Source organism: Micromonospora arida (assembly GCF_042873195.1).
GTDB classification, from domain to species: domain Bacteria; phylum Actinomycetota; class Actinomycetes; order Mycobacteriales; family Micromonosporaceae; genus Micromonospora; species Micromonospora arida.
On sequence record NZ_JBIALC010000001.1, the window covers coordinates 157,423 to 178,435 of the forward strand.

The following is a 21,013-nucleotide window of genomic DNA, read 5'->3' on the forward strand; positions in this document are numbered from 1 at the left end:
GGGTGCACGTCGGCGGGGGGTGATTCCGGCCTCGGTCACCTCCTGCAGCGGCGGGAACGGACCAGGAACGACAGGGCGGCCAGGGCGAGCGTCCCCCAGGCCGGCACCCATTGTGGTTGTTCCTGCGCCACTGTTCCGATGCCGCCCCCGGTGGCGTAACAGATCAGCGCCAGGAGCCCGAGGAAGGTCCCCTGCCGGGCCCGCTTCCGGCGGGTGTCCGGTCCGGCGAGCCAACGCCCGACGCGTTCGCCGATCTTCGCCACCGTGCCCGACTGGTAGGTGATGGCGGTGGTGATCCCGGCCGTGCGAACGAACAGGGTCGCCAGCGCGCCCATGGCGAAGCCACCTGCGGCGGCCAGCGCGATCCGCGACGGCCCGCCCTGCCGGCCGTGGTGGAGCAGGACGTTGAGCACCGCCCAGAGCGCCAGCGTGACCACGGCGCAGGCGAGCCCTCGGAGGGACGGCGACCACCGGCTCCGTGCCGCGCGTACCTGTGAGACCACGCCCGTCCCGGCGGCGAACGCGATCAGTGAGGCCGCGGACTCGGGCCAGGCTGCGTGTCGTCCGGCCAGGCCGATGCCCAGGAGGACGGCGTTGCCCGACTGGTTGGCGACGAATGCCCCGTAGCGCAGGAAGGCGAAGGCGTCCACGAAGCCGGCGATACCGGTGGTGAGGGCGAGGACCAGGAGCGGCTGCCGGAACTCCCGGTACACGTCCTGTGGGTCCGACGTGATCGAGGGCCGCGCGGATGCCGCTGAGTCGCCCATCGTGTTCCACACCCTCCCAGCGGAACCCGGACAAGCCGGGCATCGGGAATTTTACCGATCCACCGGTCTGCCATGCCGCTTTCGCTCCGGGACGGCGCCCGGCGCGGACAGTGCGTACACCGGAGGGCCGCGCCCCCGGTCGGACGCAGGTCATAGGGTGGTCCCCGTGGCGACCCTTCTGCTTCTGCGACACGGCCGAACCACCGCGAACGCCGACGGCGGCCTGGCCGGCCGCCAGCCGGTCGAGTTGGACGAGACCGGGCGCGCCCAGGCCACCGCGGTGGGCGAGCGGTTGCGGGCGGTGCCGCTGGCCGCCGTGGTGACCAGCCCTCTCATCCGGTGCCGGCAGACCCTGGAGTTGGCGCTTCCGCAGGCCGCCCCGGTGGTCGAGGACGGGCTGATCGAGTGCGACTACGGCAGCTGGGAGGGGCAGCCGCTGAAGAAGCTCGCCAAGGAGCCGCTCTGGCCGGTGGTCCAGCAGCACCCCAGCGCGGCGGTCTTCCCGGGTGGGGAGGCGATGGCGGCGATGGCGGCACGTGCCGTGGCAGCGGTGCGTACCTGGGACGCCCGGGTGACCGCCGAGCACGGGCCCGAGGCGGTCTGGTTGGCGTGCAGCCACGGCGATGTGATCAAGGCCATCGTGGCGGACGCGCTCGGCGTGCACCTGGATGCCTTTCAGCGGATCGTGGCCGACCCGGCGTCGGTGACGGCGATCCGGTTCACGCCGCTGCGTCCGTTTCTGGTGCGACTCAACGACACCGGTGGCGACCTGGCGGCGCTGGTGCCACCGCCAGCCAAGCGGCGTCGGCGCGCGAACCGCGTGGCCGACTCGGACGCGGCCGTCGGCGGTGGGGCGGGTGCGTCGCGGTGAGGCGCGTCACGACACCGCCCCCGGCCGGACCGTCGGCGCACGCCAGAAAGGCCGCCACGCCCGGGTGTAGGCCCTCGTACGCCGGGCGCGCCGCCGCGGCGGCGATTCGCGTCGGTGGGGTGCGCGATGCCAAGGCGGGCCGGATAGGGTCGTGGGTATGACCCACCAGGTGCACGCCTTCGAACCGCCGGAGCGGTTCGTCGCCGGGACTGTCGGGCCGCCGGGGGAGCGCGCGTTCTTCCTGCAGGCCCGCGGCGGCGGCAGGCTGGTCAGCGTCGCGCTGGAGAAGGTCCAGGTGTCCCTGCTCGCCGAGAAGCTTGAGGAGCTGCTCACCGAGGCGCAGCGTCGCTTCGGGGTGGACCTGCCCGAGCTGGCGCCGGTGATCGGCGACAACGAGCCGCTGGATACTCCGGTCGACGAGGAGTTCCGGGTCGGGACGCTCGGGCTGGCCTTCGACGTGGACACCGCGACCGTGGTGATCGAGGCGATCGCGGCGGGCGAGGTGGAACCCGAGGTCGAGCTCGGCGACGAGGACGACGACGAGGACGACGACGAGGACGAAGAGCCGGACGAGGACCTGGATCGGCTCCGGGTCCGGCTCACCCCGCAGGCGACCCGCCAGTTCATCGAGCGGGCCCGGCGAGTGGTCAACGCGGGCCGGCCACCGTGCCCGCTCTGCGGCCAACCGTTGGACCCCGCCGGGCACCTCTGCCCGCGGCACAACGGTTATCACCGGTGACCTCGTCCGGCCTCCAGCCTCGCCAGGACGGCGACGCCGCGCTGCGGCTGCTGCGTGACGGCGTCCTCGACCTGGAAGGTCGGCTGGTCGACGCGTCGAACACGACGCTGCGCGGCATCCTGACCCTGGACGGGTTGACCGCCCGCTGCGTCTACAAGCCGGTCCGTGGCGAGCGCCCACTCTGGGACTTCCCCGACGGCACCCTGGCCGGTCGGGAGGTCTCGGCGTACCTGGTCTCCCGGGCCACCGGATGGGACCTGGTGCCGCCCACCGTGCTGCGGGACGGCCCGTTCGGCCCCGGCTCCTGCCAGCTGTGGATCGACGAGCCGGAGGACGCCGAACCGCTCGTCGGTTTCCTGCCCGCCGGGGAGTTGCCGCCACGCTGGATCCCGATCGCCGCGGCCCGCGACGACGACGGCGCCGCGTACGCCCTCGCCCACGCCGACGACCCACGGCTGGCCCGGCTCGCTGTGCTCGACGCGGTGCTCAACAACGCCGACCGTAAGGGCGGTCACGTGCTCGTCGGCGCCGACGACCGGATCTACGGCGTGGACCACGGGGTCAGCTTCCACGTGGAGGACAAGCTGCGCACGGTGCTCTGGGGTTGGGCCGGTAAGCGGCTGCCCGCGGACGCCGTGGAGATGCTCGACGCACTGGCCGGGCAGGTCGCCGGTGCGCTCGGCGCGGAGTTGGCCGACCACCTGACGATCAGCGAGGTGGCCGAGGTGGCCGCCCGGGTCGACCGGCTGCGCGAGACCGGCTGCTTCCCCCAGCCTCCGGAGGACTGGCCGGCGATGCCCTGGCCGCCCATGTGACCCGCTGTCATCTTGATCACCCGTGGGGTGCTCCGGCGTCGTCGCCGGGCTGGCTAGGCTGATCCCATGGAGTCTTGGGCGGGACACGAGGTGCCACGGCTGCCGGGCAGGGGCGAGCCACTGGCGTTGTACGACTCGGCGCGGCAGGGTGTCCACCCGAGCGAGCCGGCCGACGCGGGAAGCATGTACGTCTGCGGCATCACCCCGTACGACGCCACGCACCTCGGTCACGCCGCCACCATGATCACCTTTGACCTGGTGCAGCGGATGTGGCGCGACGCCGGCCGCCCGGTGCGCTACGTGCAGAACGTCACCGACATCGACGACCCCCTGCTGGAGCGGGCCGCCCGCGACGGCGAGGACTGGGTGGTCCTGGCGATGCGCGAGACGGCGCTGTTCCGGGAGGACATGGAGGCGCTGCGGATCATCCCGCCGGCGCACTACGTGGGCGCTGTGGAGTCGATCCCGGACATCGCCGACAAGGTCGAGGTGCTGCTCAAGGACGGCGCCGCGTACCGGCTCGACGACGGCACCGGCGACGTCTACTTCGACATCTCCGCCACGCCCCGCTTCGGCTACGAGTCGAACCTGACCCGCGAGCAGATGCTGGAGATCTTCCCCGAGCGCGGCGGCGACCCCGACCGGGCCGGCAAGCGGGACCCACTTGACCCGCTGCTGTGGCGCGGCGCCCGCGAGGGCGAGCCGTCCTGGCCGGGCGGCGAGTTGGGCCCGGGCCGCCCCGGCTGGCACATCGAGTGCGCGGTGATCGCGCTCAACCTGCTCGGCGACCGGATCGACGTGCAGGGCGGCGGCAACGACCTGCTGTTCCCGCACCACGAGGCGTCCGCCGCGCACGCCGAGCGGCTCACCGGCCAGGCGCCTTTCGCCGAGCACTACGTCCACGCCGGCATGATCGGTCTGGACGGCGAGAAGATGTCCAAGTCCCGCGGCAACCTGGTCTTCGTGTCCCGGCTGCGCGCCGACAAGGTCGACCCGATGGCGATCCGGCTGGCGCTGATCTCCGGGCACTACCGCAGCGACCGCACCTGGACCGACGACCTGCTCACCGCCGCGTACGAGCGCCTGGACCGTTGGCGGCGGGCCGCCGCCGCGTCCGCCGGGCCGTCCGGGGCTGAGCTGCTGTCCGAGGTACGCGCACGCCTGGCCGACGATCTCGACACCCCGGGAGCCCTGGCGGTAGCCGACCGCTGGGCCGAGGCGACCCTCGCCGGCGCGACGGACGACTCCGAGGCGCCCGCCCTCTTCGCGAAGACGGTGGACGCCCTCCTGGGCATCCGCCTCTAGCCCGCGCGCGTGCGCGTGCGCGGTTGATCGACTCGGTTTCCAGAAAGTCGCGGTGTCCCGGGCGGTGCGATGCCCCGACTTCCAGGAAACCGAGCACGGCCCACTCGCTCAGCTCCGTGATCATGAGGTTGACGGGCATTTCGATCTCTGCCCGGCCCGTCAACCTCATGATCGACCGAGGTGGGGGCGGGCGCGCGGGGTGGGCGGGCGGGGCGTTAGCCCAGGACCAGGCCGGGGTCGGGCTCCGGGCCGGGGGTCGGGCCGGGGATCTTGTACTCCTCGGTGAGGGTGGTCATGGGGCCGGGCCAGGTCGCCTGGGACACCTCGATCGGCTTGCGGTGCGCGTCGTACGCGACGTGCAGCAGGTGCAGCACCGGGGTGTCCGGCCGGATCTGGAGGGTCTCGGCCTCCTCCCGGCTCGGCTGGCGGGCGCTGATCGTGTCGGTGGCCGAGACGTAGCGCCGTCCGGTCGCCTCCTCGGCCTCCTGGTAGAGCGGCCGGCCGAACGCCTCGGTGCGCTCCAGCGAGGTGCCGGCGGTGTCGCGGGGCAGGAACCAGGAGGCGCCCACCTCGACGGGGGAGTCGTCGGTGCGGACGAGGTGCCGGCGGCAGAGCAGGTTGGTGCCGTCGGACACGCCGAAGGCGTCGGCCACCTCGGCGGGGGCGGGGGCGTGCCCCACGGAGACGAGCTGTTGACGGTATCGGGCGGCCAGGTCGGTGTGGTAGCCGCGGAATCCGCCGTACCGGCCTCGGGAGAGGCGGTTGAGGCGGCGGCGGGTGCCCCGGACGTACGTACCGGAGCCGGGTTTGGTGATCAGGATGCCCTCGACCCGCAGTTGGTCGACGGCGCGTTGCACGGTCTGCTTGGCGACGCCGAACATCTCGGCGATGGCCGGGATGGACGGTAGCCGCTCGCCAGGTCCCCAGTCGCCGCGACGGACCTGGGCCTTGAGCTGCGCGGCGATCTGTCGGTGCGGGAACTCCGCGGCCCCGGGATTGATCTGCACACCCGCCTCCTTGATCACATCTAGGTTCCTAGGATGCCCCAGCGGGTGTGACGGCGCCACCCTGGACACGCGAAAACGGGCCCCCGGACCACGAAAGGTCCGAAGGCCCGCAGCGAATCGGTGCTACCAGGAGCCGGCGGTGGGGCCGGCCGAACCGCCCCGGCGGCGCAGGTACTTCTCGAACTCCTGGGCGATCTCGTCACCGGTCAACGGGGTAATCCCCTCGTCGCCGACCCGTTCTTCCAGCTCGCGGACGTACTCGCCCAGCTCCGCGTCCTGCTCGGCGGCGCTGCGCACCCGCTGCTCCCACTCGGCGGACTCCTCGGCCAGGTCGGCCATCGGCACCGGCAGGTCGACGACCTCCTCGACCCGGTGCAGCAGGGCGACGGTGGCCTTCGGGCAGGGCGGGTTGTTGGCGTAGTGCGGCACGTGCACCCAGAACGAGACGGCGTCCACCTCGGCGCGGGTGCAGGCGTCGTGCAGCACGCCGACGATGCCGGTCGGCCCGTCGTACCGGGTGGGGGTGAGCTGGTAGCGCTCGGCGGCCTGCGCGTCGGAGGCGCTGCCGCTGATCGGCAGCGGCCGGGTGTACGGCACGTCGGCCAGCAACGCGCCGAGCAGCACCACCCGTTCCACCTCCAGGCTGTGGCAGATCTCCAGCACCTGCTCGCAGAACGTCCGCCAGCGCATGCTCGGCTCGATGCCGCGGATCAGCACCACGTCACGGTCGGTGCCCTCCGGGCTGGCCACCATGAACCTTGTCGTCGGCCACTCCACCCGCCGGGTCTCCCCGTCGGCCATGGTGATGGTGGGCCGGCTGACCTGGAAGTCGTAGAAGTCCTCCGGATCCAGCTCGGCGATCTGCCGGGCGTTCCAGACCTGCTCCAGGTGCTCGACCGCGGCGGTGGACGCGTCGGCGGCGTCATTCCAGCCCTCGAACGCGGCGATCGCCACCGGGGACCGCAGCACCGGCAGTCCGTCGAACTCGGTCACGCCGTCACCTCACCCTGCTCGTCGCGGCTGGCGCCGGGACCGCGCCCGGTCGTCATACCGTGTGGCACGGCGGCGTCCCTGTTGTCCTTCACGTCCGTCAGCCTACGTGCAGGGCGAGGGTGCGGCCCGTCGGCCGCGCCGGTCGGCCGCGCCGGCAGCAGGTCATACCCGAACGAACCAGACAGCGTGATCCCCGTGACACAATAGGGGATCGCTCGAGGATGGTCGTGGAGTCCGGCCGAATCGCACTAACCTGAACGGGTGCGGACTTCATTGATGGATGTGCTGGCTGATCGCATTCTCATCGCCGACGGCGCGATGGGCACGATGCTTCAGGCCGCGGACCTCACGCTCGACGACTTCGACGGGCTTGAGGGGTGCAACGAGATCCTCAACGTCACCCGCCCGGACGTGGTGCGCGGGGTGCACGACGCCTACCTGGCCGTCGGTGCCGACTGCGTGGAGACCAACACCTTCGGGGCCAACCTCGCCAACCTCGCCGAGTACGACATCCCGCACCGCATCCGCGAGTTGTCCGAGGCGGGCGCCCGGATCGCCCGGGAGGCGGCCGACGCGGCCAGCACCCCGCAGCGGCCCCGGTTCGTGCTCGGTTCGATCGGGCCGGGCACCAAGCTGCCCACCCTCGGGCACGCCGCCTACTCGACCCTGCGCGACGCCTACCAGGAGAACGCCGCGGGTCTGATCGTCGGCGGCGCGGACGCGCTGATCATCGAGACCTGCCAGGACCTGCTTCAGGTCAAGGCGGCAGTGGTCGGGTCGAAGCGGGCGATGGCCGAGCTGGGCCAGCGGGTGCCGATCATCTGTCACGTAGCCGTGGAGACCACCGGCACCATGCTGGTGGGCAGCGAGATCGGTGCGGCCCTCGCCGCGATCGAGCCGCTCGGCGTGGACCTGATCGGGCTCAACTGCTCGACCGGCCCGGCCGAGATGAGCGAGCACCTGCGTTACCTGTCGCAGCACTCCCGCATCCCGCTGTCGGTGATGCCGAACGCCGGCCTGCCGGTGCTGACCGCCGACGGGGCGTACTTCCCGCTGACTCCCGTGGAGCTGGCCGACGCCCTGGAGCGGTTCGTCACCGAGTACGGCGTGGGGCTGATCGGCGGCTGCTGCGGCACCACGCCGGAGCACATCCGGGTGCTGTCCGAGCGGCTGCACGGCGTCACCGCCCCGGCCCGCGAACCCCGGCACGAGGCGGGCGTCTCCTCGGTCTACCACCCGGTGCCGTTCGCCCAGGACGCGTCGGTGCTGATGGTGGGGGAGCGGACCAACGCCAACGGCTCGAAGGCGTTCCGGGAGGCGATGCTCGCCGGCGACTGGCGGGCCTGTGTGGAGATTGCCCGCAGCCAGGCGCGCGACGGCTCGCACCTGCTCGACCTGTGCGTGGACTACGTCGGCCGCGACGGCACGCAGGACATGCGGGAGCTGGCCGGCCGCTTCGCCACCGCGTCCACCCTGCCGATCATGTTGGACTCCACCGAGCCGAACGTGGTGGAGGCCGGCTTGGAGATGCTCGGCGGCCGCTGTGTGGTCAACTCGGTGAACTTCGAGGACGGCGACGGCCCCGAATCCCGGTACGCGCGGGTGATGCCGATCGTCCGAGAGCACGGCGCGGCGGTGGTGGCGCTGCTCATCGACGAGGAGGGCCAGGCTCGTACCCAGGAGTGGAAGGTCCGGGTCGCGGCGCGGTTGATCGACGACCTGACCGACCGGTGGGGCGTGGACCGCTCCGACATCCTGATCGACGCGCTGACCTTCCCGATCGCCACCGGCCAGGAGGAGACCCGCCGCGACGGCATCGAGACGATCGAGGCGATCCGGGAGATCTCCCGCCGCTACCCGGGTGTCAACTTCACCCTGGGCATCTCGAACATCTCGTTCGGGCTCAACCCGGCGGCCCGGCAGGTGCTCAACTCGGTCTTCCTGCATGAGTGCGTGCAGGCCGGCCTGACCTCGGCGATCGTGCACGCCAGCAAGATCCTGCCGATGTCGAAGATCCCCGACGAGCAGCGCGAGGTCGCCCTGGACCTGGTGTACGACCGGCGTCGCGAGGGGTACGACCCGGTGCAGCGTTTCCTGGAGCTCTTCGAGGGCGTCGACGTGACCAGCGCCCGGGCCAGCCGGGCACAGGAGTTGGCCGCGCTGCCGTTGGACGAGCGGCTCAAGCGACGGATCATCGACGGTGAGCGCAACGGCCTGGAGGCCGACCTGGACGAGGCGATGGCCGGCGGTCGGTCCCCACTGTCGATCATCAACGACATCCTGCTGGACGGCATGAAGGTGGTCGGTGAGCTGTTCGGCTCCGGCCAGATGCAGCTGCCGTTCGTGCTTCAGTCCGCCGAGGTGATGAAGACCGCGGTGGCCTATCTGGAACCGCACATGGAGACCATCGAGGACGGCGGCAAGGGCCGCATCGTGCTCGCCACCGTGCGCGGCGACGTGCACGACATCGGCAAGAACCTGGTCGACATCATCCTGTCCAACAACGGATACGAGGTGGTGAACATCGGCATCAAGCAGCCGATCAGCGCCATCCTCGATGCCGCCGAGCAGCACCGCGCCGACGCGATCGGCATGTCCGGGCTGCTGGTGAAGAGCACCGTCATCATGAAGGAGAACCTGGCCGAGATGGCCACCCGCGGGGTCGCGGAGCGTTGGCCCGTCCTGCTGGGTGGGGCGGCGCTGACCCGCGCGTACGTCGAGGACGACCTGCGGTCGACGTTCCCCGGGCAGGTGCACTACGCGCGGGACGCGTTCGAGGGTCTGTCCCTGATGGACAGGGTGATGACCGCCAAGCGCGGTGGCGCCCCGGTGATCGACCCGGAGCGGGAGGCGGCCCTCGCCGCCCGGCGGGCACGCCGGGAACGGCAGCGCTCGATGGTGACCACGTCGCTGCCGGAGTTGCACGACTCCTCGGTCCGCTCCGACGTGGCCGCCGACGTGTCGGTGCCCACGCCGCCGTTCTTCGGCACCCGCGTGGTCAAGGGCGTGCCGATGGCCGACTACGCGGCGCTGCTCGACGAGCGGGCCACCTTCTCCGGGCAGTGGGGGCTGCGTGGCGCCCGGGGCGGCAGCGGCCCCTCCTACGAGGAACTGGTCGAAACCGAGGGCCGGCCGCGTCTGCGGTACTGGCTGGACCGGCTGATCGCCGACCAGGTCCTTGAGGCAGCCGTGGTGTACGGCTACTTCCCCGCGTACTCCGAAGGCAATGACCTGGTGGTGCTCGACGAGAACGGGCACGCGGAGCGCGCCCGGTTCTCCTTCCCCCGCCAGCGGCAGGAGCGGCGGCTCTGCCTTGCGGACTTCTTCAGGCCCCAGGGCGACCAGCTCGATGTGGTCGCGTTGCAACTGGTCACCGTCGGCCAGCCGGTCAGCGAGTACGCGGCGAAGCTGTTCGCCCGCAACGAGTACCGCGACTATCTGGAGGTGCACGGCCTCTCCGTGCAGCTCACCGAGGCCCTCGCCGAATACTGGCACCAGCGCATCCGCGCCGAGATGACCCTGCCCGACGGTCGTCCGCTGGGGCACGACGACCCGGCGGACCTGGCCGGCATCCTGCACAACGACTACCGGGGCTGCCGGTACGCGTTCGGCTACCCGGCCTGCCCCGACCTGGAGGACCGGGCGAAGATCATGGATCTGCTCGGCGCGGACCGGATCGGGGTCGAGCTGTCCGAGGAGTTCCAGCTCATGCCGGAGCAGGCCACCGACGCGATCGTGGTCCACCACCCGGAGGCCAACTACTTCAACGCCAAGTGACGACGGCAGGCGACCTGAGCTGCACCTCAGGTCGCCTGGAAGGCCGCTGATCCATGATCATGCCGTCTCCAGGCTGTCAATGGCTTCTGGTCCGTCATTGGCGGCCTGGTCCTCACCGAAGGCCGCATCAATGGCCCGGCGCGTGCGGTCCTTGCTGGTCGGCAGGAGATACGTGTAGGTCCGCAGAGTGAAGCCCGGGTCGACGTGGCCCAGATAGGTTTACCGACTTCGGCATGGACGGGCGGTCCGGATCGTGGCTGGGCCGCCGTAGGGTGCGGGACATGCGTGAGGAAGAGGAAGTTGTTCTCCGCCTCGATCGGCCGACAGCCACGTCGCTCGCGGAGCTGATCTACAACATCCGCGAGCACCAGGCCGCCGGCATGCCTATCGCTCAGTTGTCGACAGACGACAGCGAACGGCTCGGGCAGGTGCTCCACGACCTCTGGCGTGCCTTGGGCGTCCCGCTCCCGTACGGCGGTGTTCCCGGGAAAGAACCTCGTCGCCGGATCTGAACACCTGGTGGGCATATCGAATCTACTGGGTGCCCAGCAGATATGCCTCAACCCCATCGATGACACCCTGACCGCGACGGAGAGCATCTCAGTTGCCCTGGCCGTGCTGGGTGCGCTCGGCGTGTACGTCGTGCCCAACGCCGCCGCCGATAGCCCCAAGCAGTAGCCCACCGCTTGACCTCAACCCACTAACCCCAGTTAGGGGTTACCCCGTAACAGTCGCTGTTCCCGTCGAAACGGTAACGAGACGGCCTGCCCTTCCCCAGCAGCAGGCCGCAACGAGACGCCCCGCCAGTCCTTCACTGGGCTGGCGCGGCGTCTTCGTCGTTTCGGTCAGCGAGTCCAGGCCACGAACCTGTCGTACAGGTCGGCGGTGTGGGCGGTCGGCAACTCTTCCAAGGCCACATCGAGCAGGCCACTGACGTACATGGACAGGTTGACCCGGTTGGCGCCGAACTCCTCTGCCAGCCGTACCCGCGCCGGGTCGCACGGCCAAGGCTGCTCGCACGCCTGACAGTCCCACTGCGGCCGACGGGGCATGTGCGCACCACCCAGTCGACTGTCCAGTGCCGCCACCGACCGTTCCGCGTGAAGGGCGCTACCCGCCCGAACGGTTGTTGGTACCTCCGACATCAACGCTGTCCCCTCCGTCAGTGGCTGGAGGGGCGCCCGGTCATCCCCGGCACGGACGCCCCCGCCTCTCGGCGGAACGGCGGCGACCGTCGCACACATCACGTCGGGTTCGGATGTTCGCCACCGCCGTCCCGTGAACGGGACGTTACGGCCGGTCAACGACGACTTGAAGGCGGCGGCTGTCCGCCGATCACCAAACCTGTCCGCTATCTGCCAGCGGTGGGCCTGAACTGCTCCAACACGTCCCGCAAGTCGGCGGCCTCCGGTGCGCCCGCCTGCTCCACCCGGCGCAACACCTCCCGCGCCCGCCACCAGTTCGACGGCACCACACGCCCCGACGCCACCGCCTCGGCGGCGAACGCGGACGCCTCATCAGGGCGACCGGAGGAGGCGAGCGCCAACCCCAAGTCGAGGCGAGCCGACGCCGACCGTCGCGGCCGTTCACCACCGTCACCGCGCGGATCCAAATGCGCCAGAACCTGCCGGGCCACCCGCTCCGCGCCCGGGTCACCCGCCCACGCCAACGTGGTGGCCATGTACGCCTGAGCCTTCGACGGGTCGTACCGGTAGTGGTGCTCCGCCCTCTCCGGTACCGGCAGGTTCGAGGTCAACCGTTCCACCCGGTCCAACGTCCGGCGTGTCTTACGGACGTCGCCCATCCGCGCCCACGCCCGCGCCTCCTGCGCTGTCGCCTGGATATGGGCGGAACTACCGACGGGAGCCACCTCCTGCGCCTGCTGCGCTAGGCGGAGGGCACCCCGGTAGTCGCCGATGGTCAGCACCTCCCACGCCCTGGTTTCCAGGCACCAGCCCAGGATCTCCGGGTGGTCGGCGTGGTCGGCGAGCCCGGAAGCGGCGGTGAGGTGGGCGCTGGCGGCGCCGGGCTGTTGCAGGTCGATGTGTACCGTGGCCCGCAGTACTGCCAACCACCCACCGGCGACGACGAGGCGCCGCTGTTGGGCGAGGGTGACCCGTCCGGCGAGCAGCCTGCCGACGTGGGCGAGGTGTTGGCGCACCATGGGCAGCAGGTCGGCCGGGGCGGTGGTGGGGTACAGGCTGGCGAGGTCGTCGACGCCTTGTTCGATGCGTGTGAGGGTGTGGTTGCTGACGTCGCTGGCGGCGACGCGTTGCAGCAGGTCGTCGGCTTCAACTTCGTGGTCGATGGGCGCGGTGACCAGCCGGGCGAGGGCGCCACCGGCGTTGAGCACCTGGTCGAGGTGTTGGGCGGTGTCGACGGTGGGCGCTTTGCTGCCGATTTCGAGTTCGTGAAGGTGACTCTTACCCCGGTGAGTGAGTTGCGCGAGTGCCCGCAGGGACAGGCCGGATTGCTCACGGAGCTGCCGGAGCGCGGCACCGAAGCGCGGGTCGACGTGGGACGTCATCGCTGTGCTCCCAGGTAGCGGTCTGGGTGGTGGGCCGCCGACCGCTACAACCGGCGGCACCACCGTGGGCCACGCTACCCGCAGTGTCGTGACTGGTCACCCATTGCTTGCTGGCGGCTGAGGAAGGGCTCACCCTGATGCTTTGACCGCCAGACGGCGGATGCGCCTGTCGCCGCGGAGCCAAAGCTTGACAGGGCAGCAGGTAGGCGCGCAGCAATTGCCGCCTGGAGGTCGAGGGGTCGCCGGCCCACACGGGCACCGGCACTGGTAGTGCGCGGGGGCCTGAAGTTCCCGCTACGGTGTCGCCGTGTCCCGATTCAGCATGATGGCCCGCGTGGACATCCCCGGCGAGGTGGCCGACGCCGAAGCCTGGATCGCGCGATATCGCGAGTCGTTGACCTCAATAACGGAGACCGGCTGCGGCTGTTGTGTACGTGCGTGGCAGATCGACGGACCGCAAGAGCTGGTCGACACGATCCCGCTGGTGCTCAGCGCTTCGACGGAGTGGGACCGGGACTAGTCACCGCAGGGCAGCAGCTCGGCCAGGGGCCTCAGGGTTGCGGCGTACTGGTCGGCATCGAACGTCAACGTACCGAGATCTCCCAGGTCGGGCACCTGGCGACCGATGTCGGTCCACTGCACGCGGCCGCTTCGTCGCAGCAGCCGGGCAGACAGCACGCCGCAGCCCCCGGTGCCGCAACTGGGGCACATGAGTAGCGCGACATGATCTGGCGGATCATCGGCGGCCAGGTCCGACGGCGCTTCGCCGAGCAGTGCCCGGGCATGGGATTGCAGGATTCGCGGATAGCCGACCCAGAGCGGTGAGCGGAGTGAGTAGCCGGGTCGTCGCGCGTGAACCATGTCGAGGAACGGAGTTCCATCGATCAGCAGTTCGAACACGGTCAGTGTTGGGCGGGGACGGTCCTTGGGCCAGCGCGCGGCGGCCCGGGGCATGAGCAGCTCGTGGGTGCGTTCTGCCAGGCCCAGCACGTTGAGCGTCTCGTCCACGTCGGCAAGGGTCCCAGAGGTCGTCCGCATCGTCCGCCGGTGTTCGCGCCAATCGGCCCTGGACGCACGGACGGCTGCTGGCACCGGGTTGCGGCAGAATGCTCGCATGCTCAGCGATCCCACCGTGGAAGACCTGTACCCCGAGGTGGCGGCCGCAGGCAGCCTTGCCGCCGCCCTCGACGCCGTCGCCGCTGATCATGGCCTCTCACTCGGATCGGCCCGAACATTGGAATGGTCCTCGCCCCTGACGTGGGCGAGTGTCCCCAGTGGGTCTTCGGTTCGTGACGATCTCACGGTTAGTGCGAGCACCGATGAACGCCGCTTCAGAATCGAAGGATGGGGGCAGGGAATCCAGTTGATCGCTGGCACCACCGGTGACCTGGTCGAGGTCGTCCGAGCGGCGCACAACTGGCGTTCCGGCATGCCATTGCACGACATCAGGCGTTCGGTGCCATTCGTCGTGCTGACTCGCCGAGGCGAGGTCGTCGAGCAAGGCCCGGCGGGCGTGGTGGCGGCCGAATGGCAGTGGCTCAGACAGAGCACCACAGAGACCGATGGGCCAAACCACAGGGCGCTGATCGAGGCGGCCCACAACGAGCCGAGGCTACGGCAGCTGTACCCGTACACGAGTCACTCCGTCTTGAACTTCTCCACCACCACGGGATATCCGTTCTCGCCGAGCCCGGTCAGTCTCAGCGCGCATGGTTCGCCCTCAAACTTCCGGGTCTGGGGACGGCGTGAGGTGCTCGGCGAGACCGCGACCGCCACGGAGGCAGTGGCGCTGGCCGTCGCCCACCTCCCGGCCGACCTGGGCCCGGCTGTCGCTGGGCGATACGAGGGACAGCGCCGCTAGGCCATGCCAACCTTGCCCTCGTCTGCCGTACGAAGTGACGCCGGAGGCTGGCGTGCAAGGTGACTGCGGTGACGATCTCAGTAGGATGCTGAGATGTCTCGACCAGTGGTTTTCGACCTCTTTCACACCCTGGTTCAGGGGGCCGACGAGGAGCGTGACCGGGTAGTCGGCGAGATGGCGGTCATGGTCGGGGTGGCTCCGGCCGAGTTGGTCGCCGCGTACCACGCCACCTGGCGGGACCGGCTGGTCCGGTGGGACGTGGAGGAGACCATCCGCATCCTCGCCGGACGCCTCGGCGGCACACCAACCGACGAACAGGTGACACGGGCCGGTGAGCATCGGCGAGCCCTTGCGCGCCGGGTACTGGACAGCGTCTCGACCGCCACCGTGGACGTGCTCGACGCGCTTCGCGGCGACGGGCATCCGTTGGCCCTCATCAGCAACGCCACCTCGGAAACTGCCCAGGCATGGCCGCAGAGTCCGCTCGCCCAACGGTTCGATGTCGCGGTCTTCTCCTGCGATGTCGGGCTGGCCAAGCCCGACCCGGCGATCTATCACCTTGCTGCCGAGCGCCTGGGCGTTGGGCCGGCGGAGTGTGTCTTTGTTGGCGACGGTGCAGACGGTGAGCTGGCGGGGGCGGCAGCGGTCGGTATGACCGTCTTCCGGACCACCGAGCACAACGACACCGACCCGAGCTGGGGCGGGCCGTTTTTCGCCACCTTGGGCGACCTGCCCGCCAAACTTCGAGAGCCGTTCACGGCCATCGGGCCGTCCGCGGCACACCCGGGGCACAGGGACAGCGTGAAGCAACGGCAATGACCTCTGGTTGCCAGTACGACGCGGCAGACAGCCCGTTCTGAATGTCGAGAACCGCCGAGTGGCTCCGTCCTCGGGGAGGATGCGGTCACTGTGAGCGCACCAGAGCAGGGAGATCCAGCATGGCGATCCAGCGGATGGACAACGTCCTCATCGTTGTCGAGGACCTCGACGCGGTCATCGCGTTCTTCGTCGAACTCGGCATGGAGTTGGAGGGGCGAGGGCCGGTCGAGGGACGGTGGGTGGAGCGGGTCATCGGGATCGACGACGTCCGGCAGGAGGTCGCGATGCTGCGAACCCCGGACGGCCACGGCAAGGTCGAGCTGGCGATGTTCCACCGACCGGCGGCGATCAGCGCGGAGCCGAAGGACGCGCCGGCGAACACGTTGGGGATTCGGCGGGTCATGTTCGCCGTCGACGACATCGAGGACGTGATCACCCGGCTGCGCGGCCACGGCGCCGAGCTCGTCGGTGAGGTGGAGCGGTTCGAGGACATCTACCGGCTCTGCTACGTCCGCGGCCCGGAGGGCATCATCGTCGGCCTGGCCGAACAGCTCCGCTGACGGCGGTCGTGGGTCGGCCCCCTACTTCACGGATATAGGGGCCTCCTGAGCGGTGGAGACCACTACATCCCTGAAGTAGTGCGGATCTTGGGGTGCGCTAGGCCCCCGCGCCGCTCGGGAAGGTTTCGCGTAGGGCCGGGTCCAGCGGTCGACCGCTCGTCGGTTCGATGAACAGGTCCGCGAGCAGGAGGTCGGCGAGGTAGCTGGGGTTGACCCCCGACTCCTTGCGGCCGAGGGCCTGTAGCGCGCCGCCCAGTCGCAGCGCGGCCTTCGCGGCGCCGGACGGCATCCGCGCGACCCGGCGAGGCCGACCGACCGCGTCGGCGATGCGCGCGATCATGTCGTGCCAGGTGAGGTTCTCGTCGGCGACCGGGATATCCGCGCCGCTGGCCTGCTCCAGGGCGTCGACCGCGACCTCGGCCACGCTGCGGGCGGAGGCCGCGGCGCTGCCACCGGTGGGGGCGACCAGCGGGGTACGCGAGCGTGCCCATCGGTCCAGCGGACCGGCCCAGTTGGGCAGTCGGTCGCCGGCCCGGCCGAAGACGAAGGGCAGTTCGAGTACGGCGACGGGCAGGCCCTCGCCGGCGGCAGCCCGCCCCTCCCGGGCCTGCTCCAGGCGGCACCGGATGTACGTGTGCCGTTCGGCGAGGCGCCACTGCGGGTGGAGCCGGTCGAAGTAGGTGTAGTAGGAGCCCATCACGACGCCCCGGGTGAGGCCTTCGAGTCGGGCGGCGGTGAACAGGCGTACCACCGGGTCGACGTTGTCGCGGCGGAACTCGGGATAGATCGGCTTGGGCAGCGGCCGTTGCTCCTCGGTGCGGGTGGCGTACACGACGCCGTCGTGACCGGCGAGCAACGGCCGCAGGTCCTCGATCGAGGCGGACCCGACGTCGAGCAGATGGTCGACGCCCGGCTGGGCGGTACGCGCCACGGTGGTCGCGGCATGGCCACGTTCCCGGAGCACGTCCACGACGTGAGCGCCGATCAGGCCGCTGCCACCCACCACAAGAATTCGCACGCTGAATCGTCCACCGTGGAGACCACCCGTTGTCAAGGGGAGATCGACGCCCGTCGGAATCAGGCTGAGCCCGGAGACCTGGTCGGGCTGTCCTCGATTCGGGCGGGAGCGGCCGTGGATGCGCCGGTCGTGGGGGCGTACCGCTGCTGTGTCGCCCAGAGCGCGAGCAGGCGCAGGTTGTCGTGGGAGCTGCTACCGGGGTCCGTGGTGTAGATGAAGAGCGTCTGGTCGTCGTCGCCGGGTAGTGCCAGCGCCTCGTATCGGATGGTCATCGGTCCCACGGCGGGGTGGACCATGTGCTTGGTGCCGTGGGTGCGCTCGTGCACGCGGTGGTTGTGCCACCACGTACGGAACTGCGGGCTTTTGATGGTCAGCTCGCCGACGAGTTCGTTGAGCTGCGGGTCGTCGGGGTTGCGGCCGGCGTAGAGGCGCAGCGTGCCGACGACGTCAGCCGCCACGGTGGCCCATTCGGGGTAGACCTCGCGGGCGCCGGGGTCGAGGAGGACCCAGCGCGTGTAGTTGCGCTCGCGGGGTGGCAGTTGGGTCCAGTTGGTGAGGAGGGCGCGGGCCAGCAGGTTCGACGCGAGGATGTCGGTGCGGCGCCCGACGATGAAGGCCGGGTGGTCGACCATCGAGGCGATCATCTGGTGCATCGCAGGCCGGACCCGCTGGCCCGGCACCTGCGCGGTGCGGTGCCGGGCCGGCCGGGCCAGGTCGACAAGGTGAGCCCGGGCGGCCGCGTCGAGGTGGAAGACACGGCCCAACGCGTCGATGACCGCCTCCGACGGACTGCTGTGCCGACCCTGTTCGAGTCGGGTGTAGTAGTCGACGCTCACCCCGGCGAGCTGAGCCACCTCCTCCCGGCGCAGGCCGCGGACGCGTCGCCCCGGCAGCGGGAGGATTCCCGCTGCCTCCGGAGTCGTGTCAGCCCGGCATTTCCGCAGGAAGCCGGCCAGTTCTGTGCGTCGCACCATGTCGCCAATGATGGCGCGCGCGGCGGCCCGCGCCCAGGGGCTGGGTGGGCATGTCGTTCCCAGGTACGGCTGGGCCTGGCCAGAGGTGTTCGGCCCGCCCGCCCGGCAGCAGCATGGAACGCGTTCCCGGCAGGGCACAGCGCTGCCACTCCAGTCACAAGGAGAACACGATGTCGTACCCCACCACCGGACCCGCCACCTGGTTCGTCACGGGCACATCCCGGGGCCTCGGCCTGGAGTTGGTCAGGCAGCTCCTCGAGCGCGGTGACAACGTCGCGGCGACGACCAGGTCGGCTGAGCGCCTCGACGGGGCCCTGGGATCTGTGGACCAGGCCCGCCTGCTGCCCCTTGAGCTGAACCTCGCGGACGAGCCGGCGGTCGCGGCCGCGATCCGCTCCACCACCGACCGTTTCGGCGCGATCGACGTGGTCGTGAACAACGCCGGCTACGGCTTCCTCGCCGCCATCGAGGAGGTCACCGACGCCGACGCCCGGCAGATGTTCGACGTGCAGATCTTTGGCCTCTGGAACGTACTTCGTGCGGTGCTGCCGTCCCTGCGCGCCCAGCGCAGCGGTCACATCATCAACATCTCCTCGATCCTCGGTCTGACCTCCTTCCCGGGCTGGGGTCTCTACTGCGCCGGAAAGTACGCCCTGGAAGGGCTGACCGAGTCACTGGCCGCGGAAGTTGGTGACTTCGGCGTGCGGGTCAACCTCGTGGAGCCCGGCTACATGCAGACCGATTTTCTGCGTACGCACTCCCTTGGCCTGCCGCCGACCACCGTGTCCGGCTACGAGTCGATCCGGGAGATGACCGAGGCGCACCTGGCGATGCCGGGCACCCAGCTCGGTGACCCGGCCCGGGCCGCGACCGCCATCATCGAGGTGGCCGTCTCGGGTGAGGCCCCTCTGCACCAACTGCTCGGCTCGGACTCCTACTCGCTGGCCAAGGCCCGGATCGATGCACTGACCTCCGACGTGGAGGCGGGCCGCGAGCTGGCGTACACGACGGACATCCCGCAGCACAGCTGAGGGCTCTCCATTGCCTCCTGGCGTTGCCCGGCCTGGTCTCACTGTCCAGGCCGGGCCTGCCGCCGTTCAGCCGGTGACGAGGTCGAGCTTCTCCCACTGACTGATGGACGTCCCGTTGGCGATCAGCACGACCGGCCGGTCACTGCTTGTTCTTCGCGACGGTGTAGATGTCCAGGACGTCGTCGTCGAAGTAGGGGCCGTACATGTTGCCGGAGAACTTGTAGGACATCACAGAGTTGACGTACCCGAACCGGAGGTCGTTGTCCCAAGCGCGCAGGAACGGCCCTCCGCTGGCGCCCCGGTTGAGCGGGCAGTCCTTCAACTTGACGCGCTGAGTCCCGGCGGCCTTTGTGGTGCCGGAGGAGTAGTACTGCGACTGCCCGTCGAACGGCGGCTCGCCCGGGTAGCCGAGCAGCATCGTGGAGAACGACTTGGACTTGTTGACGCTGAGCCCCTGCCCGCCGGTGACATGCACGAGCCGGTCACCGCTGAGGGGGTGCATCGTGACGAAGGCGAAGTCCCACCAGAGGTAGCCCCAGTCGACCCAACCCTCGACCGAGGTGAACTCCTTGGCCGACCACAGGCCGTGCAGCGGTACGCCCTCGGTGAACTCCGGCGCGTACACCCAGTTGTCGAACCAGACCGATCCGCCGTCACCCGGGTGTACGCAGTGACCAGCGGTGGACACCATGTTCGCCTGGGGGTTGTTGATGGTGCCGCCGGAGCAGAAGAAGTCCTCATTGTTGTGGGTGAAGAAGACCCGACCGACGCCGGGCGAGGCGTTCACCGCCTGGGTTCCCTGGCCCCTGCCCGCCGGGGCCGCGCTCAGGGTGGCGGCCGAGGACCGTGGTGCCGCAGGCGCTGCCACGTCGCGGGGAGCGCCGATTCGGCCGGGGCGGTCGACAGCCTCCCCGTCGGGTGCGTCGACCCCGTCCGGCATGGGGGCGGGTCGTGCCGCTCGCATTCGTTCCGGCGTCCAGTAGGCGGTGCTCAACCTCGCCGCGGTGTCGGCGTCGGTGGACGGCCGCCCGTGGATGGTGGCTTGCGCTTCGGCCACGGTCGCGGACCCGGCGGCAGCGGTCGCGCCCGCCTGGGCCGGCGGCTGCGCGACGGTGAGAGCGGCCAGCACCATGCCGCCCACCGTGATGAATCCGAGTCGCCTACGCACGGAGCCTCCCGAAGCTGATGGTCGGAGCCGATACGCTCCGACGTCCTCCCGCAGACGTTAAGCTCGGGCGGAGGGTCTACAGTGGGCGTGTCGTATACGGTCAGTGACGGTTGCCTGACTGCGAGATGCACCACCGTGTGTCCGAGAACTTCTCATAAGCGGGGGTTGAGGATGCCGGATCCGCGCGCCTTCTGGCTGGACGAGCAGTTCGACCGTGAGCACGGCACCGACGGGCGCGGCCGGTACGAGGCCGAGGTGTTTCGTCGGATCGACGAGTTCGCCGACACCTGGGGTGACTTCGCGCCCGTGGCGTTCGCGGTGACCGCCTGGCGGTTGGCCACCGAACTGTCGCCGGGCTTCGTGCGCTGGCACCGGCGGATCATCTCGGCGACCTGCGCGCGCAGCCCTTGGGACGGCAGCCTGGTCTGCGCGGTGACAGTGGCCTCCCGCTGGCCGGCCGAGCTGACCTGGACCAAGCAGTGGCAGCGCGACCGTGGTTGGCAGGACTGGCCCCAGCTGTTCGGCCAGTTCACCACACCCACGGAGGAGGACCAGACGCGCCGCCCGCATCTGCGCGCGTTGCTTCAGGTGGAGGCGCCGGTCCCGCTCGACGACCTGCCGCCGACGCCCGCCGGTCCGGACGACGAGGTCGCCGCGGCGGCGCGCCGCGCGGTGGCGGTGTTGGCCCGGGAGCTCAACGACCTTCTCGCGCCGATGATCGGGCAGCTCGACGCCGGGGTGCCGGCGGACTCCTGAAATGCCCGCCGGCCGGTAGGGTCGT

General features: G+C 70.3%; 22 protein-coding genes. 13 read left to right on the forward strand and 9 right to left on the reverse strand.

The features are described 5' to 3' along the window. Positions 1–35: 35 nt before the first annotated feature. Positions 36–767 (reverse strand): YoaK family protein, encoded by a 732-nt coding sequence (locus ACFYP0_RS00810; protein WP_356980072.1) that lies wholly within the window; start codon positions 765–767, stop codon positions 36–38. 157 nt (positions 768–924) lie between these two features. On the opposite strand from ACFYP0_RS00810, the gene ACFYP0_RS00815 reads away from it, so the two are divergent. The 4 genes from ACFYP0_RS00815 to mshC all read left to right on the forward strand — a co-directional run bounded on the left by ACFYP0_RS00815 (position 925) and on the right by mshC (position 4,497). After that, positions 925–1,638, forward strand: coding sequence for an MSMEG_4193 family putative phosphomutase (locus ACFYP0_RS00815; protein ID WP_355496504.1), 714 nt, complete (start codon positions 925–927; stop codon positions 1,636–1,638). Between the two features lie 157 nt (positions 1,639–1,795). Continuing rightward, entirely contained in the window at positions 1,796–2,377 is a 582-nt protein-coding gene (locus ACFYP0_RS00820; protein WP_124854676.1) for a DUF3090 domain-containing protein, read from the forward strand. Further along, a complete protein-coding gene (locus ACFYP0_RS00825; protein ID WP_112587406.1) occupies positions 2,374–3,192 on the forward strand; it encodes an SCO1664 family protein in 819 nt (272 codons plus the stop codon). Before ACFYP0_RS00820 ends, ACFYP0_RS00825 begins: the two co-directional genes overlap by 4 nt. Before the next feature lie 66 nt (positions 3,193–3,258). Further along, entirely contained in the window at positions 3,259–4,497 is a 1,239-nt protein-coding gene (gene mshC / locus ACFYP0_RS00830; RefSeq protein ID WP_386993843.1) for a cysteine--1-D-myo-inosityl 2-amino-2-deoxy-alpha-D-glucopyranoside ligase, read from the forward strand. 215 nt (positions 4,498–4,712) lie between these two features. Here the strand turns inward: mshC and ACFYP0_RS00835 are convergent, their stop codons facing one another. Together ACFYP0_RS00835 and ACFYP0_RS00840 are read right to left on the reverse strand one after the other, a co-directional pair. Beyond that, a complete protein-coding gene (locus ACFYP0_RS00835; RefSeq protein WP_356980077.1) occupies positions 4,713–5,504 on the reverse strand; it encodes a GntR family transcriptional regulator in 792 nt (263 codons plus the stop codon). 123 nt (positions 5,505–5,627) lie between these two features. After that, on the reverse strand, positions 5,628–6,497 hold the full coding sequence (locus tag ACFYP0_RS00840) for a PAC2 family protein (RefSeq protein ID WP_124854679.1): 870 nt from the start codon (positions 6,495–6,497) through the stop codon (positions 5,628–5,630). A gap of 276 nt (positions 6,498–6,773) precedes the next feature. On the opposite strand from ACFYP0_RS00840, the gene metH reads away from it, so the two are divergent. The 3 genes from metH (at position 6,774) to ACFYP0_RS00855 (ending at position 10,952) form a co-directional block, all read left to right on the forward strand. Continuing rightward, a complete protein-coding gene (gene metH, locus ACFYP0_RS00845; RefSeq protein ID WP_386994820.1) occupies positions 6,774–10,274 on the forward strand; it encodes a methionine synthase in 3,501 nt (1,166 codons plus the stop codon). A gap of 281 nt (positions 10,275–10,555) precedes the next feature. Next, positions 10,556–10,786 (forward strand): hypothetical protein, encoded by a 231-nt coding sequence (locus ACFYP0_RS00850; protein ID WP_356980081.1) that lies wholly within the window; start codon positions 10,556–10,558, stop codon positions 10,784–10,786. Between the two features lie 7 nt (positions 10,787–10,793). Beyond that, positions 10,794–10,952 carry a hypothetical protein gene (locus ACFYP0_RS00855; protein ID WP_356980083.1) on the forward strand — a complete coding sequence of 53 codons (159 nt, stop codon included), beginning with the start codon at positions 10,794–10,796 and terminating at the stop codon, positions 10,950–10,952. Positions 10,953–11,119: 167 nt separating this feature from the next. Here ACFYP0_RS00855 and ACFYP0_RS00860 read toward each other — a convergent pair whose 3' ends face one another. Further along, a complete protein-coding gene (locus ACFYP0_RS00860) occupies positions 11,120–11,326 on the reverse strand; it encodes a hypothetical protein (RefSeq protein WP_356980085.1) in 207 nt (68 codons plus the stop codon). A gap of 299 nt (positions 11,327–11,625) precedes the next feature. Further along, a complete protein-coding gene (locus tag ACFYP0_RS00865; protein ID WP_356980087.1) occupies positions 11,626–12,801 on the reverse strand; it encodes a helix-turn-helix domain-containing protein in 1,176 nt (391 codons plus the stop codon). A gap of 307 nt (positions 12,802–13,108) precedes the next feature. On the opposite strand from ACFYP0_RS00865, the gene ACFYP0_RS00870 reads away from it, so the two are divergent. Further along, on the forward strand, positions 13,109–13,321 hold the full coding sequence (locus ACFYP0_RS00870) for a hypothetical protein (RefSeq protein WP_124854684.1): 213 nt from the start codon (positions 13,109–13,111) through the stop codon (positions 13,319–13,321). On the opposite strand, the gene ACFYP0_RS00875 is transcribed toward ACFYP0_RS00870, so the two are convergent. Then, the gene (locus ACFYP0_RS00875) at positions 13,318–13,809 is read right to left on the reverse strand and encodes a hypothetical protein (protein WP_124854685.1); all 492 of its coding nucleotides are present in this window, start codon (positions 13,807–13,809) and stop codon (positions 13,318–13,320) included. The two genes, ACFYP0_RS00870 and ACFYP0_RS00875, sit on opposite strands and share 4 nt — an antisense overlap. Before the next feature lie 106 nt (positions 13,810–13,915). On the opposite strand from ACFYP0_RS00875, the gene ACFYP0_RS00880 reads away from it, so the two are divergent. The 3 genes from ACFYP0_RS00880 (at position 13,916) to ACFYP0_RS00890 (ending at position 16,041) form a co-directional block, all read left to right on the forward strand. Next, positions 13,916–14,662, forward strand: coding sequence for a DUF6193 family natural product biosynthesis protein (locus ACFYP0_RS00880; protein WP_356980090.1), 747 nt, complete (start codon positions 13,916–13,918; stop codon positions 14,660–14,662). Between the two features lie 93 nt (positions 14,663–14,755). Beyond that, positions 14,756–15,481, forward strand: coding sequence for an HAD family hydrolase (locus tag ACFYP0_RS00885; RefSeq protein ID WP_356980092.1), 726 nt, complete (start codon positions 14,756–14,758; stop codon positions 15,479–15,481). A 119-nt stretch (positions 15,482–15,600) separates the two neighbouring features. After that, positions 15,601–16,041 (forward strand): VOC family protein, encoded by a 441-nt coding sequence (locus tag ACFYP0_RS00890; protein WP_356980094.1) that lies wholly within the window; start codon positions 15,601–15,603, stop codon positions 16,039–16,041. Between the two features lie 97 nt (positions 16,042–16,138). On the opposite strand, the gene ACFYP0_RS00895 is transcribed toward ACFYP0_RS00890, so the two are convergent. Together ACFYP0_RS00895 and ACFYP0_RS00900 are read right to left on the reverse strand one after the other, a co-directional pair. Next, the gene (locus ACFYP0_RS00895) at positions 16,139–17,059 is read right to left on the reverse strand and encodes an NAD-dependent epimerase/dehydratase family protein (RefSeq protein WP_356980096.1); all 921 of its coding nucleotides are present in this window, start codon (positions 17,057–17,059) and stop codon (positions 16,139–16,141) included. Between the two features lie 59 nt (positions 17,060–17,118). Continuing rightward, positions 17,119–18,033, reverse strand: coding sequence for a helix-turn-helix transcriptional regulator (locus ACFYP0_RS00900; RefSeq protein ID WP_356980098.1), 915 nt, complete (start codon positions 18,031–18,033; stop codon positions 17,119–17,121). Positions 18,034–18,203: 170 nt separating this feature from the next. Here ACFYP0_RS00900 and ACFYP0_RS00905 point away from each other — a divergent pair, with 170 nt between their 5' ends. Further along, on the forward strand, positions 18,204–19,064 hold the full coding sequence (locus ACFYP0_RS00905) for an SDR family NAD(P)-dependent oxidoreductase (RefSeq protein ID WP_356980100.1): 861 nt from the start codon (positions 18,204–18,206) through the stop codon (positions 19,062–19,064). Positions 19,065–19,203: 139 nt separating this feature from the next. Here ACFYP0_RS00905 and ACFYP0_RS00910 read toward each other — a convergent pair whose 3' ends face one another. Beyond that, positions 19,204–20,232 (reverse strand): trypsin-like serine peptidase, encoded by a 1,029-nt coding sequence (locus ACFYP0_RS00910; protein WP_356980102.1) that lies wholly within the window; start codon positions 20,230–20,232, stop codon positions 19,204–19,206. Between the two features lie 171 nt (positions 20,233–20,403). On the opposite strand from ACFYP0_RS00910, the gene ACFYP0_RS00915 reads away from it, so the two are divergent. Beyond that, positions 20,404–20,988 carry a hypothetical protein gene (locus tag ACFYP0_RS00915; RefSeq protein WP_356980104.1) on the forward strand — a complete coding sequence of 195 codons (585 nt, stop codon included), beginning with the start codon at positions 20,404–20,406 and terminating at the stop codon, positions 20,986–20,988. The last annotated feature ends 25 nt before the right edge of the window (positions 20,989–21,013 follow it).